Raw genomic sequence first — 17,950 nt, 5'->3', positions numbered from 1 at the left:
TTAATATCGGGAAAACAATTTTTTCAGGATTAGCTGTGAATGAGTTATCTGGAAAGTAACCATCAATGTGGGATGCATACCAATAACCCTTGCTTTATTGTCTGTCCGACCATTAAAAAAATGTAATTTTGCGGCTTAATTTTCAGATCAACCAGACTCAATTAAATAAAAAATTATGAAAAAAAACCAATTATTTAAAGCAGTTTTTTTTGCCTATTGGGTACTGTTCGCATTCATTTCTTGCAATGGTCTAGGTGAAAAAACCACCCGGCATGGCAATAAATACACTCTTTTGGCCAAGGGAAATGGAGTGAAAATGAAGAATGGTGATGTAGCCTTTTGTTCTCTTCAAAAATGGATCGGTGATAGTTTGGAATTGAGCAGTGATTTTAAGGAAAGAGTAATGCCTTTTACACTTTACCATCCTGAAGACATCCGTCCTGACAATTTGGTGCAGGATGTTTTGTCAGAAATGTCCCTGGGAGATAGTGTCATGATTTTACAAAAAATTGATAGTTTTGAAAAAAACAAATATGCCAAATTTAACATAGACCACTTTACCATGGTCATGAAAGTGGTAAAAGTAGGAATTCCAGGTTCGAGCGAACTCTTTATGGATAGCTTGCTCAATGTGGAACCAATCATTCAGGCAAGAAGAAAATCGTTTAGAGACAGCACAATTGCCAATTTAAAAGAATTTATCGATTCTAAAAAGTATGAATCGCATCCGGATAAAACAAACCTGGATTCCGGAATCGTTATTTACTATCTGAAGCATGGAGAAGGTCCAGCCATTGGTAAAGGCAAATACACCTTGTTCGATCAAACAGTATTGTTTGAAGATAAATCATTGTTGGCCAGTTCATACTCAGCCAGTGTTGCCGATTATATTATAACCGGTACCCATGCAACCATTGAAGGACTGGATAAAGCAATAAGTGCCATGAAATGCGGAGACGTTGCGTACTTATACATTCCCTATGAAATGGCATATAAAGAATGGGGTTCTGGTTTTGTGCCACCAAAAACAAATCTTTTTATTTATTTGCACATCCGGAAAGCCATTCCTGTGAAAAGGGATGAATATATTGACTACTTCAAGTTAAAGTAAAAATGATCATTCCATCGATCCGAATTGAAAAATAAATACTGATCTATTGGATTGTATCTGATATTGATTTGGATGCTGGGCCAAGTTTATTCTGAGCTACTTATTTGATTTTGCTCCATGATTGGATGAATTCCATCCGATCATATTGTACCAAAACTTGGAGTAAATCAGGATGTGCAGTCCTTACAAAATTCTATTTAATCGGACAGGTCCATTGTTTACACTGGTGATCAGATAATCTGCTCCGTTTATCCGAATTAATTTCATTTTCCTGGTATCCCCCGATAGGAAAAATCCACATTTGGAAGAATGAACCGATGAAAATGAATTCTGTGAAGTACCCAGACAAATGCCTCCGATACCGGCATCAGACCGGATGGTTTCAATTTCACGGTTATAATAATTTCCTGCATAGGTGAAATCAAGTTTTCCATCTTTGTTAAAATCATAAACCGCAAAATCATGAATGGGAGAAAATTGACATTCCATGGGGAATGCTTCAAATTTTAATGCAGTTTTATTTTCATTTCGGAATATTCCGCTTTCGAAACCATTGACAAATTTGTGCAAACTCTTTTCCAATTTGCCTTCGAGGATTTCCTGAACCGTTGCTTTGGCAAAGCTCTCATAATTTTTAAATTTATCTTTGATATAGGGCATCTGCTCACTGCTGCATTGTCTTCCGCGAATGGGATATAATTTACCATCACTGTCGTATTTGGCCAGATAAGTATCCCAGGTTCCGTTTTCATCAAAGTCATCCAGATAAACCGAGAATGGCTTCTCAGGAGATGCTTTAAATTTTAAATTGGTACCCGCATTACCTGCCAATAAATCCGGATCACCATCCTTATCAATATCAACAGCTACCAGACTGCTCCACCAACCATAGCTGGAATCCGTTCCCCATTCTTCGCTTTTGTCCTTAAAATTACCTTTGCCATCATTGATCAATATGGTGATCTTCATCCATTCACCAGCAACTACAAGATCTTGATGCCCATCTCTGTTCAAATCAGTATAAACACCACAACTTACCATTCCAAAATTTTCATTGAGCTGCGGACATCTTTCTAAGGTCTCATCTTTAAATTTCCCGGAATCATTGATCAGAATTTTGCTGGGTGCGGACATTCCATATTTTCCGGGCACCTGTCTGCCTCCAAGGAATACATCCATGTCGCCATCTCCATCCATATCAAATACCTTGACCAAGCCTACGCTGATATGGGTTGGTGGAAATAAATCGCTTCTGTCTTCAAACTTTCCATTGCCTTTATTGATATATAACCTCGTTTTATATTTTTGTGATCCTTCAGGATATTCATTGCTACCGGTTCCAATGATTAAGTCCAGATCACCATCTTTGTCTATATCTTCAAAAGCAGCATCTCCATCTTCCAAGTCTTTGTATTTATTCCAAGGACCCTGCAGGATTTCAAAACCGCCGGTATTGTTTTGAACAAATAATTTTCCTCCTTTACCGGTAGATCCGCCAAGATAAAAATCTTGCAAACCGTCTTGATTGATATCAGCCACAACAAGACAAGGACCCAAAGTTGACATCTTGTGCGGTATCAAAATTTCCTTTCTGTAATCGTCAAATTCGTTTTCAAAATGAGAAGCTTCCTTGGGAAGTATGTTTTCTTCATCAGCCGTATATTGGTGTACTGGAAATCCTAAAATTTGGTGTTCCATTTTAATTTGGGCTTGTTTAATATCCACAGTGATTTCCTGATTGACTTTTACATTTTCCATTTTTAAGCTGCTTCCACCAGGCCAGCGGACAATGAGCGAATCAATTTTTTTAACTCCGCCCACACCAAAGTGCAACACAGGTTCCGAACAGGATAAATAGCCCCTTGAATTGGATAATTCCCTGATTTGAAATTCTTCGCCGTAATATACAATCGCTCTTGCACCAAAACTTTTTCTGTTTTTTTCAGGACCAACACAATGAATGCGCAGATAGTGATTTGTTTTTGGATTTGAATTGTTGCGATACAAAAATGCATTTTCATCCATATTATTCACGACCAGATCCAAATCTCCATCATTGTCGAGATCAGCATAGGCAGCACCTTGAGAAAAACTGGGCTGAGCCAAGTCCCATTTACCGCTGACGTTTTTAAAATGGTAATCGCCAGTATTCTGGTACATATAATTGGCAAGTTTTACAGACGGAGCTCTGTCTAGCAAATCAGTTGCATTGTCAAATTTTTCACCTTTATACGAGGGGTTGTTCCGATTTTTAAAATAATCAATTCTGAACAGATCGAAATCGCGATTGCGGACATCCCTCTTTAAACCATTGGTGATGTATAAATCTTGCAATCCATCGTTGTTATAATCTGCAAAAAGTGCGGACCAACTCCAATCTGTTTTTGAGATACCTGCCAATTGTGCAATATCGCTAAACAAACCATTCCCTCTGTTTAAATGGAGGGTATTAAACATGTATTGGTGGTGCAAGCCACTATTTACCAATTCCCAAAACAGCTTTGGATTCATACCAGCCATATTAGCCTTGTTGCGATAATGATCTTCTGCCACCATATCCGCAACGATGATATCGAGCCACCCATCATTGTTGATGTCGCCAATATCACAGCCCATGCTGAAAGTACTCAAGTGATTAAAAGATTGATGGGTAATGTCCACAAATGTTTTATCCTTGTTGTTGATGTAAGCAAAATCAGGCATGGTATAATCATTGGTGACATAGATATCAGGCCAACCATCATTTGAGACATCGGCAATGACAGCTGATAGACTGTATCCAATGGAGAATACCCCAGCTTTTTTTGTAATGTCTTCAAAAATCCCATTTTTATTCTCATATAGTTTTGAGCTGTAGTCGTAATTAATTTCTCGAATGTTATTCCGGATTTCTGATTGATTGGGAGGTTGATTGACTACAAATAAATCCAAGTCACCATCCAGATCGTAATCAAAAAATGTTGCATTGATACTATACCCTTCATCATCGATTCCAAATTCTTTAGCCTTTTCAGTGAATGTGTTGTTCTGATTATTGATATATAGTTTATTTCGTCTTAAGTGCACAGAATCGTAGAGATGACAGGATACGTAAATGTCATCATATCCATCTCCATTGACATCTGCAATAGTAACGCCGGCTTTAAATTCTTTTCCTCCTTCAATTCCGGCTTCATTTGAGATATCAGTAAATTCAAAATTTCCTTTGTTCAAGAACAATTTATTTGCACCTTGATTTGAGCTAAAAAAGAGATCCTGAAGACCATCATTATTGACATCGAGCACACCAACTCCTGCTCCGTTATATATGGCTTCAAAATTGAGATAGTTATAATTGTTGTCCTCTTGTAAAAGATTGGTAAATTTGACACCTGTTACCTCCGGATTTAATAGTGTATAAAGTGATCCACTGTTTTCGGACGGATTTTCTCCGGATAGATTAGACTTGTCAGTTTGACAGGCCACCAAGAATAAAATGAATATATAGTAAAATCTTAACATATATAAGGTTTCAATTGGAGAGGCAAAGATAATTAAAAAATGACTTGTTGTCTTATTTTGTAAAACCATACTTCTGAAATTCAGTGTGCTCAAATTGGATGTTAGAGTTGACTTTTATCTTAGAAGAAGTTTCTCTTGATTAGAATTTATAGGGATCCAGGCTTGATGTGTTTGATTTGTTTGTTTTGTTTTGTGTAAATCTTGAATAATTGTCCAAACATCGCTTTCATTTTCATTAAAAATAGAATACTCCAGAGTAGAAAAGGAATAGAGAATAAATAAAAACTATCCATCGAAGGAGCATTGTATTCTATGCCGTTTAATGATTAGGTGAATGATGTTTATGATTTATAAATTGAATCACACCTGTCCGATATAAATGTAATTTGAAAATATGACCATTGATTTACAAGTGTATACAAATTTTGTAACGATATTTTAAAATTGAACCTCCATAACAACTATTGTAATTTAAAAAATATTTTATGTTTTTCAAACTATATGCATGTTACTTTCTTTTGGTCGTCAAAAGACGACTGAACGATCTGCGAAGCAGTTTTGAGCAACAGCTCAAAAAGTGAAGGAGCCCCCGCCAATAAATTGGGGGCAAGGCGCAAGGGATAAAACAAAGATAGTTCGCTGTTTCAATTATCCGCTTTCGCGGTTCACTTCGCCATCGCACTGTCGTACGATGGTATCCTGCATGGCAGGATACTTCGCTACGATCACCTCACTCACCCAACTGCAGCTCTTTCGCTATGTGACTGACTGGTGTTCCCCATACGGGGAACATTGGAGTGACACAAAGTCACTCCAAAAGGAGGGAACCGTCCCTCAAAGGACGGCTTGGAGTGCGCCGCCTCGATGGGCTGTTCTTTTGTTTAGCTTCCCACAAGCGCTAACGCGTTCTTTCGCTTCTCGTGCTGTCGCACTCGACCACTCCTAAAGTCGTGGATCGCTCAATCACTACGGAGTCCTAGGCCGCGTTGAAATGCTTGAAAACCATCATTCTTACTGATATTTCAATCTAAATATTGATTAATCTTAAGAGCCTTTTCGTCAGCGGCCCAAGAAGGACAGATTTTGGAAATAGCGCCTTATATTGTCGCTCCTTTAACTGAAATTAATTTGATACACCCATCAAACAAACTATCATAGTGAAATTAAATTATAGAGCGGCAATATACAGCGCCCAAAATCTGTCCCAACAGTGAACTTTGCAAAATGAACCAAATAAGGATTATTATAGCCTAGAAAGATGCCGCCTTAGAAAAGGCTGCGTTTTTGATACTCCGCTTTCGCGGCTCCTTCACTTAGAGCGCTGTCGCACTCTACCAAGCTTTTAGCTTGGATCGTTCAGTCGTGAGCGACAAAAAGTGGGAATGTTAATTTTTGAAAATTTTTTTGGACCGGAGTGAAATTGAGTGAAAGATAATTAAATTTGAATGCTACCTCAACTTGGATTTATTAATCTGTTTTTTTTTACAAAAACGTTCTGACATTTGTTTTGAAAATAATTTTTAGCAATGATTTTTGTTGATTTTTTTAAATGCTTGGAAAACCTATTTTGAATGCTTCATAAGCTTGAAAAAGCTCAATTATTTGATAAATTGGCCGTAGGTTTAGAAATGAAAAAAAAGAAGAATAAATGAATTTTTTTTTTTATAATTCCATCGTTCGAAATATCAAATTAAAATCTAAACCCTTGTTCTTGGTTTTGTTTGCAATCCAATGATTGAATGGTCATTTTCATTTGTTTAATAAATTAGAAAGGATGTGTAGGGTTTCCAAATCTCTATCTGAGAAGCAATACTTTGCTTAAAAGAAGCTGTGTTGTCAAGCTTGGGTCGGTCAAACCTGAATGGAAGGATGGTTTTAAATGTTCAATGGATTTCAAACTTGATCCAAACTTATTATTGAAAGATGATCAAACCAATTTTGGTCGGGAAACGGATATTTCTGGATTCGAACAACCTTTTCTTCCATTTTTACAATATTGGATGAATTCTTTGACCGTTTATAATTTTGAGTTGTATTTAGGGAAGTGGGTTGACTGAAACTGACCTTTGTCGAAATGAGCACATTTTGGATTTTGCAAAGGTATTTTTAGGGCATTTTCTGACTTAAAGCAAGTTTTCCCTCAGCTGGCGTAATATTGTTCAAATGTCGGTTTAATTATTTGCTTTTTAAAGAGGGATTATAAGTAAAAACAAGTTCCCTTTTCAGATTAAAAAATATATTAAAGGATTGAAATATAGAACTATATAAATTAATAATAAAAATATTTAAAATATGTTGGCAGCGAATTTGAAAATCTAAATACCTTTGGCCTGAAATGGGCATGTAGTGCACATTGTAACCAAACTCGTGACTCGATTCTTCTCAGGCGAAGCAAATCCTTTGGAAAATCAGTCTATAATTTTGTAAAATTCATTTTAACATTGGCTAAATAACAATGTTAGAAGGGATTAAACTAGTTTGATGGATTTTGATCAATCTGTCGTTAAGGTTGCGTATGTTGCAATATGTGCCACATTGGAATTAACTTATATTCAATTGTGGAAATTATTTTTTTATTAAATATTTAACTAAAATCAAATCTCATGAAAAAAAGGAATCTTACATTCTACCCGATTTTCAGTGGTAAAAGGATTCTTGTAATTCCGTTGTTGTTCTGTTTCTTCTTATTCACAGGACTGAGTGCTCAACAGGCTTACAACATCCCGCCACTTAAGACTGCCGATCAGTCAGTTACTGTACTAACTCAAGCTTTTGATGCTCTTTATCCACAGGCAAAACAAGCAGGCCCTAATTCTCAGGAGTACATCACTGTACAACTGTATAAAAGAGTACTGGATGCAATTTCCAACCGCCCGGATCCAAACATGGATACCTATGCTGTATTGCTTAGCAGCATGGACATGAATTATTACAACAATTTAGTGGTGAGGTCTGGAAATGCAATCAATTTAGATGAATCGATCAGAAGAGTTCTAAATACCCAGGAATATCAATCCCTTATTGGAATTCTTCGACAGTAATCACTGTCTGAAGCCCGCATTCTTGCTTTTACCCTTAAGTTAAGTCGGCGGCTTTGGTCTAAGATTGCTTTTTAAAAATAAACCAAAATTTTCTAAAACTCAATTTCATGAAAAATTTCCAAGTTTTACCTAAACTTTTAGTTTGCATGCTTTTGGTACTCTTTTCCCAAGGGGTATTGTCGGCACAAGAACTAACATTTTCAAGCATCTCCAATCAGGATGTTTGCGGTGATGTCACCGCTCCAAACATCAACCAGATTGGAGGATGTTCACTTCCACCGGCTTTTGGTCAGGTAGGTTGTTCTGCCGGTACCAAACTCAGTGGTTGGACCAGCCAGTTCAGAATGGTGGTACCCACACTGACTGGAGGATCTGCTCCTAGCAATTATAGATTGACCGGTGTCAATCTTAATTTTTCGCTCAATAACTGGGGTGGAGACTTTAACTTAACTTTAAGAAGACCCAATGACAGTTATGTTCATTTATTGAACCCAATTGGAACTGGGTCCGCGTCTAACTCCATCAACGTTAGGCTTTGCGATACCGCATCAACGATTTATCCTGCAACAGCTGGAACAATCAACGGTACATTCAAAATTCGCTCTGGTCCTGTTGGCGGAGCTACACATTTAGGTGCTGGTAACCTATGTGGATCTACTTCTGTTAACACAGCCTGCAGTTTGCATGATTTCAATCCAGCTGGTACCAATATAGGAGGAAGCTGGTCTTTGGTATTCCAGAATGGCTGGGGTGGTGAAACAGGCCAGATGAATTCCTGGGGATTGACCTTCGCTTTGCCCAATACATTGCCCAATTATACGGGTACTACAACCCTTGGACTGGCTCCGGGTACTTGTAGCCCCGCACCTTTGGCTTGTCCTACATTCACCACATTGGTGCCCGCCACAGTTCCTGCTGGCTTGGCCCCTGTATTTGATGGTGTGAGCAATTTAGCCACTTCGGGTTGCAACGTAGCTCCAGCAGCTCCTGCACCTGCTTTGTCTTATTTGATTCTTGCAGGACCACCAAGTGCAGCTTCATTGAGTTGTATCAACAATACTTTTACTCCATGTACGGGAGCTGGTTTGGTTTTTACAACTCCTGGATTAAAACATGTTCTTTGGAGAGTATCCACCGGATGTGGTGCATTTGATACCTCTTATCAGCAAGTATTGATTGCGGATACAGAGCCTCCTACTTTTATACCTGCCTGTCCAAAAGGCAATTTGGTAACTTTGAATGCAGGTCCCGGAATTTGTGAAGTTTCCTGGGATGCCCCTCCATTTATGGCCATCGACAATTGCCCTGTAGCGGGTGGTATGTTTGGACCTCGTAGCATCACGACCGTATGTTTGCCTCCGGCTTCCTATTGGTCCATCACAGGTGGTGCCAACAGCTGGGGTGTGATGTTTGACCTGGTCAACACCTCTGGTATGACTTTGAATCTTCAATTGTTGGGAGAGCGTGCATTTGCCAATGTTCCTCACAGAATATGGTATCGCTCAACTCCTGGTCCTCACGCACCGGTACAAGGTACACCAAACGCATGGACTTTGTGCGCTACCCGCACACCACAGTTTGGTGCTCAGTTTACCACGATTATCGATAGTTTTGATTTAATTACAGGTGTAGTTTATGATACGACCCGCTTATGTGTGGCTCCATTCTTTAGAGTGGATTCTTTCAAAGCAGGTTGTTTGACCATGATGCCAGGTGAGACCCGCGGTATCTATATTCACGCTCCTGGTACACCGGGAACCAACGCTTCTTTGTTTAATGGTTGTACTGCAGCTCAAATGGGTAATGCCCAGATCACCACTCCATTGAATGGTGCCACCTATACAGGGGGTGAGTTTGCTGCTCCATTTATCAACAGCTCTTTTGGATTTGGAGGTTCTAACTGGATTGGTGTAATCGGTTATGCATTCGGTGGTGGATCCAACATGGTTCCAGTTTCACAGGATTGTGGAGCTCCTTACGGACCGGGTTGTTTCTTCCCGATCGGATGTACTCAGCTTTGTTACAGTGCCACAGATGGCGCCGGCAACAGATCGGAATGTATATTTGATGTATGCGTCAATGAATATTCCAACCCAACCCGTGCCTTGGCATGCAATGATTTGGTACAGATCAGTCTGGACGACAGCTGCTGGGCCACCATCAATCCGGACATGGTATTGGAAGGAGGTCCTTATGGATGTTATGACAATTACACCGTGGTCATCAGAGACTGGATCACCAAAGCCATTGTGGACAGAAGACCAACCATTGCAGGATCTCAGGTAGGTCGTCAGGACATCGGAAGACAACTTCAGGTGACTGTGACCGATCCGCGTACCGGAAATACCTGTTGGGGAATGTTGACAGTAGAAGACAAACTTCCACCAGTGTTGACCTGTCCGCCAAACGATACGATACCATGTGATGTAGAACCAGTTCCAGCCAATACAGGCATACCATCCGTGTATGAGAATTGCGGTGGAGTAAGCTTGAGCTACAGAGACGTAACCACCAAAGGAAGTTGCGCAGTAGGATATGCTTATTCAATCAGACGTACCTGGACCGCAGAAGATTCTTATGGCAACAGATCTGTATGCGTACAAAATATTTTGGTATCCCTTGGAGATTTGTTGGCAGTGACAACACCTCCGAATTGGGACAACATCGATCAGCCAATGCTGAATTGCGATGAGAAAATAGACAGAAACAAGAACATCGTACCTCACATGCTGGACAATCCGGTATGTTTGGATGGTTACATACTGGACAGCGTATACTGGTTGGCCAGACCGCAACAACTCGATATCTATCCAAACAGAAGAATTCCAAGAGTATTGGGATGGAACTGTATCGATGATGTAAACAGCAAATACTTCGGCCATCCAAATCCGGATCCGGTGTATTATCCACAACACCGTTTGTGGCAGCCAAACAACCCATTGTGCTGGGGTCCTGATACACATATTATGTGGATAGGAACAGGCCGTCCGGGCGGCACGAACTGCCATAACCTGTCAGTGACGTATGAAGACATCGTATTTGATCTGAGAACAAGTCCAACTTGTGATGCAGGTCCTGTAGGATGTTACAAATTGTTGAGAAAATGGACCGTGATGGACTGGTGTACGAGCTTAGTTGGCGGACACAGCCAGGTGATCAAAGTAGCGGATGCAGAAGGTCCGCAGGTACTGTATCCTGATTCAGCCAGAGTAAATATGGAGAGCTACAGCTGCTTCGGCCGTTGGGAAGTTCCACCAGCCTGGTTGATCGACAACTGTTCAAATGAAATACACTACACCGTTGAAGTTGAAAGAGGAACCATCCTTGGCAACGAGACAAGCGGATACGTAGTTATTGGCATGCCGGAAGGAATTCAGAGTGCATGGATCGTGGCAGAAGACTGCTGTGGCAACATCACCAGAAAGCATGTAGTCATCAACGTAGTAGACCGCGTACCACCACAGCCGATATGCCGCACAGCCACTACAGTGAGCTTGAATGGCAATCAGAGCCCTGGCGAAAACGTGATCAGAATATGCGCACAGGATCTGGATGAAGGATCCTATGACAACTGTCAGCCACATGTATTCTTCAAGATGATCAGAATGGCAGAGTTGTTGGGCACGAACAACGGTTCGAACTCCAACAACACAGTTGCCTGCAACGGAATCAACGGAGACGACAACCTGACATTGACCGGAAACCAGGTGTACTTTGACGACTGCAGCTATTTCTGCTGTGCGGATGTAGGTACCCGTGTGATGGTAGTGTTGAGGGTATTTGACGTTGACCCGGGTCCAGGTCCAGTGACTCCAGTGAGGATGACAAGTACTGCCCAACCATTGCACGGCCGCTTCAGCGACTGTATGGTAGAGGTAGAAGTACAGAACAAAGCAGTACCGACGGTAGTAGCACCACCAAACATCGTGGTAAGCTGCTGGTTCTGGTTTGATATTGCAAAATTGACAGATCCAAATGATGCTACCTTTGGTAGAGTAGTGACTGATCTGACCGATCGCAAGAAAGTAGTGACCCAGGATTTGGTGTGCTACAAATACTGCGAAAGAAATGACTATACCGGATATCCAGGTTTTGTACCTTCCAATCAGGTACCAAAACCAGCACCAAATCAGGCATGCGAGTACTACTGGCAGTATTTCGATACAGCACATTGGGACAACAAGTATGAATTGACCTGGGGCTTTGACGGATACGTATTGAGTTCCTGTGGAGCGAATCCAAACATCACAGTCAATGACTTGAGAGAATGCGGTCAGGGAATCATTCAGAGAATCGTGAGTGCAACCGGACCAAACAACATCAACGTAACAGCCATCCAGACGATCTGGGTAGTAGACTGCGATCCATTCTACATTGATGATCTGACTTGCAACGATCCACGCTTTAGCGATGTGATCTGGCCAAACGGCGTATGTACGCAGACACCAGTGACCATCAACGGATGTGGAGCAGACCTGAGTCCGGACAATCCACAATTGGGCCGTCCACAAGTGATCAACAACGCCGATGACAATTGCGCATTGATCTCCATCGAATACGATGACGATGTATTTACCATAGAGCCGGATGCATGTATGAAAGTATTGCGTACCTGGACCATCATCGACTGGTGTCAGTACGATCCATTCATCAGCACAGAATTCGGAAGATGGGAGAGATTGCAAGTGATCAAAGTAAGAGATCAGGACAAGCCAGTGGTAACCTGCAATGTAGGCCCATGTGAGCCAGCGAGCATCCACCCAACCTTAGGCGTATGTGTAGGTCACATCAGCCTTACCGCAGATGCCACCGACAACTGTACACCAGAAGACTGGTTGTTCTGGGAATACAAAATCGATGCATACAATGACAGAGTAGGAGTACATGCAGGATGGGATTTCCGCGTAGGAACACTTACAGAAAGACAGTTCAATGCAGGAGATACCGTGGAGTATAGCCACAATCCATTTGCAGACAATCCACGCAATCCGTTTGATGCGAGTGGTACCTATCCAATCGGTATCCACAGAATCAACTGGTTTGTAGAAGATGGCTGCGGCAATGTAGGAACCTGCGAGACATTGTTTGAAATCAAAGATTGCAAAGCACCGACACCATACTGTTTGACAGGAATCATCACCGTACCGATGCCGGCCAGCGGCTGCATCGATATCTGGGCGAAAGACCTTGATCACGGAAGCTTTGACAACTGTACAGCACAGGAAGACCTGTTGTTCTACTTCAATGGAGATGTAAACGCGACATCCATCACCGTATGCTGCGATGACTTTGTGAATGCAGGAGCGAATGATGAATTGAGAATCGAAGTTGAGATGTGGGTAGAAGACGAGGAAGGCAACCGTGACTACTGCAAGACAGTGGTAATCGTACAAGACAATCAGGACATATGTCCAAACACCGGATCAGTAGGAAGAATTACCGGAGAGCTTAAGACAGCAGGCGGTGAGGAAGCCAACCCAGTGGACATGAGCTTGTACAACAACGGCAACATGATGAAGCAGACCGTAGGAAGCCCATACGCATTCAGAGAATTGGATCTGAGCAAAACGTATATGGTAAGCCCTGTAAGAAATGATGACCATGCCAATGGAATCACTACACAGGATATCATAGCGATTCAGAAACATATCTTGGGTCAACAGACGATAAACAGCCCATACAAATTGATCGCAGCGGACGTAAATGCAAGCAAGAGCATCACAACAGCGGATATCTCTGAATTGCGCAAATTGATCCTTGGCAATATCAATGAGTTCAGCAAAGTACAGTCCTGGACATTTGTACCTGGCACGCATGTATTCAACAACCCGTTGACACCATACGATGCGCCAAGGGTAGCAAATGTGAGCTTCACACAGACAACATCACCAGAAGAAGTGGCAGCACCATTTGTAGCCATTAAGATGGGAGATGTGACAGGAGATGCCAGAGCAAGCAATGCGAGCGCAGTGAGCAGCCGTACCAACGGAGTGTTGAACATCGAAGTGGACGAAAAGAGTCTTGTAGCAGGAGAAAGCTACAGAATAGGCTTCAAATCAAGCGACTTCAATCAGATCGCAGGATACCAGTTCACCTTGAAGTATGACAGAAATGCACTTGTATTCGAAGGAATCGAGGCTGGAGCATTGAATGTAACAGAGGCAAACTTTGGAACGATGAGAGTAAATGAAGGCATCATCACCACCAGCTGGAACTCCAACAAAGGAGAGACCGTTGGAAAGGATGGAGAATTGTTTACCCTTGTATTCAAAGCAGTGAGAAGCGCACAGGTGAGCAGCTTGTTTGCGATCACCAGCGATGTGACCAAAGCAGCAGCCTACGATGCAATGGATCAGAGCAAGGAAGTGAGAATGGGCGTACGTACAACGAAGGGAGTTGTTGAAAGCGGCATCTTCGAATTGTATCAGAACGAGCCAAACCCATTCTCAAAAGAGACTGTCGTAAGCTACCGCTTACCGGAAGCAGGCGCAGTGACTCTGAGCGTATATGATGTAACCGGCAAGGTAGTCAGAGTGTACAACCTGAAAGGCCAGAAAGGTCTGAACAGTTACCAGATCAGCAAAGGCGATCTGAATGCAACAGGCGTATTGTACTACCAGTTGGATGCAGCCAACCACACAGCAACGAAAAGAATGGTGATCATCGAGTAATCGAAAGGACACCGGGAATTAAAACAAGAAACGATCAGTAAGCAAGGCGCTCCTCTCAGAAATGGGAGGAGCATTCTTGCGGATGAGATAAATCGGTTTTTGGGATGGCCTCTCTTGAAAAAGCAGCAATGCAGATCAGGAGGGGCTTTTTTTATTGAATATTACACCTTGGATAACACTCCGTTATTTCGCTCAAAATCAGATCATAAAAAAATGATATATATACATTAAAAAAAAATATAATATAATTTTTATATTATTGTTTTGCAGTATAATATATATTACATAATTTTGTGATACGAAATAGTAAAGTATTTTACTAGAGAAACCCATCCCACCAACAGCTAATTTTCAATTTTAGATGCCAAATCCATTTCATTTTTCTGGAAATGGCTTCTAAAGGCTTTGTAAAAAGTTATCAATAGCTTGTAAATCAAGCTTATAACATATTATTGAATTTAGCAAAAATTGGTATATGTGCACCATAAACTCTTTAGTCAGACCTAGGTCTAATTATTTCTTTTCATCCCTGGCAACCATTTTGGGAGCTTTCTTTTTACTTCCTTCCCCAATTTTAGCTTCCCCAAATGGTTGCAGTGCACATTTTGTAGAGGGATCTATGGCTATAACAGTCACCGCTCCACCAGATCTTACCGTCCAAATTATTCGCGATGGAATCTGCGATACCTTGGTGGATTTGGCACCTGCCAATTTTAATACAAACTGTTTGCCTTTGTTTTCAGTCCGTACAATTACCCCATTGGGAACAATCATGTCAAATGGAGGAGTATTGAGTTTTCCCACAGGCGTATTCAAGATCATTTATGAAATGACAGATAATTGTAGGGTCGTGGATCGTGATACCATGACATTGACCGTCTTTGATTCCAACCCTCCAGAAGTCATTTGCAGGCCGGAAATGGTGATTCATCTGGACAATACAGGTTTTGGATTTATTCCTGCCAGAAGTTTAGACGGAGGATCATACGATGATTGCGGGCATGTTTTTTTCAAAATTAAAAGAATGGATCCACCGGTCGGTTATAGTTGTACGACACCCGACAATCCGAATTACCAATTTGATGATCAAGTTCAGATGTGCTGCATGGATTTGGGAGACACGATCATGGCTATTTTGAGGGTTTACGATGTCTATCCGGGAGATGGGGTGGTCCATGACAGTGTTCATCAAGGCCATTTTGGAGATTGTATGGTGAGAATTTGGGTGGGTGACAAATTGGCTCCTACCATTGTCTGTCCTCCAAATCGGACCGTTCTCTGTGGGTTTGATGTTGATAGTCTTTTTAATAAAGAGCGACCTTATATAGAAGACAATTGTGGTATGCATCGTTTGGATTCCTCCATCCTCAGATCGTTGAATGGTTGCGGTGCTGGTTCGATCGTAAAGACCTTTGTTGCAACTGATGAGATGGGCTTAAAGGATTCTTGTAAGCAAGTAATTACAGTGCTTATTAATTCACATTTTGACGGAACAGATACTTCACAATTAAAATGGCCAGTAGATACCACCATTTATACATGCAGAATCAACAAAGATTCCATTGACTCTGGTGAGCCCCGAATTTTTGAGAATGAGTGCGATCAGATTCAAGTCCGAAAGTCAGATGATTTTTTTAGCTTTTCTCAGGGAGGTGTTTGTGGTAAAATTCTACGTAAATGGGAGGTCATCAATTGGTGTATTTACAACCCTGCATTGCGACCCAATCCAAATATTCCATCCAATGGCTATTATAGCAAAGTTCAAGTGATTAAAATATTGGATACCATTCCACCGGTCATTTCAAATTTTAACGACACCATTTTATATTCATATACGATCGCTTGCAGCGGTTCATTTTTCCAGCTTCCGCAATTTGGGGCCATGGATTGTGGTTCTAATTCTGCCATCGAATTGTCATTTAGCTGGGATTTTGGAGCAGATGGTAAGCTGGATTCAAGTGGACTGGGAAATGATCCATCGCTCTTTCTTGACATGGGACAACATGTTTTGTATTTGATTGCAAAGGATTCTTGTCACAATATCTCCAAAAAACCTGTCAAAGTACAGGTAAAGGATGGAAAGGCGCCAACACCAAACCTGTTGTATGGTGTAAGTTCAAATTTAATCCAAATGGCAAATGGCCCAATGATTATGGTGCATGCCCATACGTTCAATAACAAAAGTGAGGACAACTGTACATCATCGGGCAATTTAAGATTTTCGTATTCTGAGAACCCGCAGGATACCATTCGGACTTTTAACTGTGATTCTTTAGAATTGAACGAATTTCCCATTTATGTGTGGGATGAGTGTGGCAATTATGCCTTTGCGCAAACTTATCTTCTTATCACAGACAAAGATTCACTCTGTCCTAAGAACATAATTAAGAATCATTCTATTGTTGGCTTGGCATCCAGTCATTATGGATTTAATGCGGCAGAAGTTAAATTGGAATTGAATTCAGGAAATCACTTGATGGTATCAATGACCAATGCAAAAGGCGAATATGCTTTTAAAGACATTCAATTATCCGGTGTGATTGAATTGAATCTATCGTCTTCTGACCATATTTTGGAGGGTATTAGTACTTCTGATATTATTAAAATTCAAAAGCACATTTTGGGAATTGAAAAAATAGAATCACCTTATGATTTAATAGCGGCAGATGTAGATCAGAATGGCCATATTTCTGCTGCAGACATTTCGATGATTCGAAAGCTTATATTAGGTAGTATTTCGCAATTCCCTCATCAAAATTCATTTGTCGGATTGCCCTTGCATTATCAATTCGTTGATGCGAAAAATCCATGGAAAGAATTTAAAGATCACTCCAAATATCAGATTCCTTCTCTTTCAAAAGACGAAATACTGGATTGGGTGGCAATCAAACTGGGTGATGTAAATCAAACCTTTGGACAAAATAACCTCTACAATAATTTTGAAAGATTTAGGGTAATGGTTACCCGAAGAGGGAATGATTTTTATTTCAGAGCGATGGATGAAGGATTCCTTGAAGGCTTTCAAATGGGATTGGTTTCTACTTCTGGTTGTAACTTATTACTTGATATGGGTCAATCCGTTTTCGAAAATGATTGGCGGGAGCATTTTATGGAATACAGCGAATCCGAATTGCGTGTTTCCGCTCATTTCAATCGGCCAATTATGATTAAGAGAGGAGATCTTCTTTTTACAGTAGGTTCCAATGGACTGAAAATATTTTGTCAGGAATATCCTGAATTGGTAGACAATTTTGTTTCCGAGGTATATTTCGCAAATGGATTACAAAGTCAAATACAATTAAATGATCAAGATTTCAAACCTGATCTGTCTGAATCAAATTTTAAAATTGTTGATTGGGGTCCAATCCCATTTGTAAATCATATATATGTAAACATTCAATCACAAGAAAAGAATGACATTGAAGTTGAAATTTTTGATATGCTAGGAAAAAAAGTACATTATCAAAAGTTTCTGAAGCAAGAGATCATGCAATATTTGATGATCCAGATGGATAAATTGCAGACAAGTGGAATTTATTATTTGCAATTCAAATCCGGAACCCATTCTGCAACCGTTAAAGCCATTAAATTATAAGAGTTTAGTTTTCTATTCTAATAAAATATTG

The 17,950-nt window shown here is 40.7% G+C and carries 6 protein-coding genes; 5 read left to right on the top strand and 1 reads right to left on the bottom strand.

The genetic code is table 11. The annotated features are described in order from the left end of the window. Window positions 1-175 precede the first annotated feature (175 nt). Window positions 176-1,111 carry an FKBP-type peptidyl-prolyl cis-trans isomerase gene (locus IPM48_01330; GenBank protein MBK9270213.1) on the top strand — a complete coding sequence of 312 codons (936 nt, stop codon included), beginning with the start codon at window positions 176-178 and terminating at the stop codon, window positions 1,109-1,111. 183 nt (window positions 1,112-1,294) lie between these two features. On the opposite strand, the gene IPM48_01325 is transcribed toward IPM48_01330, so the two are convergent. Beyond that, a complete protein-coding gene (locus IPM48_01325; GenBank protein ID MBK9270212.1) occupies window positions 1,295-4,612 on the bottom strand; it encodes a VCBS repeat-containing protein in 3,318 nt (1,105 codons plus the stop codon). A 1,886-nt stretch (window positions 4,613-6,498) separates the two neighbouring features. Between IPM48_01325 and IPM48_01320 the strand changes: the two genes are divergently transcribed. The 4 genes from IPM48_01320 to IPM48_01305 all read left to right on the top strand — a co-directional run bounded on the left by IPM48_01320 (window position 6,499) and on the right by IPM48_01305 (window position 17,919). Continuing rightward, entirely contained in the window at window positions 6,499-6,669 is a 171-nt protein-coding gene (locus tag IPM48_01320) for a hypothetical protein (protein ID MBK9270211.1), read from the top strand. Window positions 6,670-7,215: 546 nt separating this feature from the next. Beyond that, window positions 7,216-7,653, top strand: a complete 438-nt coding sequence (locus tag IPM48_01315) for a hypothetical protein (GenBank protein MBK9270210.1) — start codon at window positions 7,216-7,218, stop codon at window positions 7,651-7,653. A 107-nt stretch (window positions 7,654-7,760) separates the two neighbouring features. Continuing rightward, on the top strand, window positions 7,761-14,324 hold the full coding sequence (locus IPM48_01310; GenBank protein MBK9270209.1) for an HYR domain-containing protein: 6,564 nt from the start codon (window positions 7,761-7,763) through the stop codon (window positions 14,322-14,324). Between the two features lie 475 nt (window positions 14,325-14,799). Further along, a complete protein-coding gene (locus IPM48_01305; protein ID MBK9270208.1) occupies window positions 14,800-17,919 on the top strand; it encodes a T9SS type A sorting domain-containing protein in 3,120 nt (1,039 codons plus the stop codon). The last annotated feature ends 31 nt before the right edge of the window (window positions 17,920-17,950 follow it).

The organism is Saprospiraceae bacterium, assembly GCA_016715965.1.
In the GTDB taxonomy this organism is placed as follows: domain Bacteria; phylum Bacteroidota; class Bacteroidia; order Chitinophagales; family Saprospiraceae; genus Vicinibacter.
Note: the sequence above shows the minus strand (reverse complement) of the source record. Positions and strands in the feature narration are given on the sequence as shown.

Excerpts from the sequence above, each read along its gene's own strand:
- IPM48_01330 (MBK9270213.1), top strand. The coding sequence starts at position 176 with ATGAAAAAAAACCAATTATTTAAAGCAGTTTTTTTTGCCTATTGGGTA.
- IPM48_01325 (MBK9270212.1), bottom strand. The coding sequence starts at position 4,612 with ATGTTAAGATTTTACTATATATTCATTTTATTCTTGGTGGCCTGTCAA.
- IPM48_01320 (MBK9270211.1), top strand. The coding sequence starts at position 6,499 with ATGGATTTCAAACTTGATCCAAACTTATTATTGAAAGATGATCAAACC.
- IPM48_01315 (MBK9270210.1), top strand. The coding sequence starts at position 7,216 with ATGAAAAAAAGGAATCTTACATTCTACCCGATTTTCAGTGGTAAAAGG.
- IPM48_01310 (MBK9270209.1), top strand. The coding sequence starts at position 7,761 with ATGAAAAATTTCCAAGTTTTACCTAAACTTTTAGTTTGCATGCTTTTG.
- IPM48_01305 (MBK9270208.1), top strand. The coding sequence starts at position 14,800 with ATGTGCACCATAAACTCTTTAGTCAGACCTAGGTCTAATTATTTCTTT.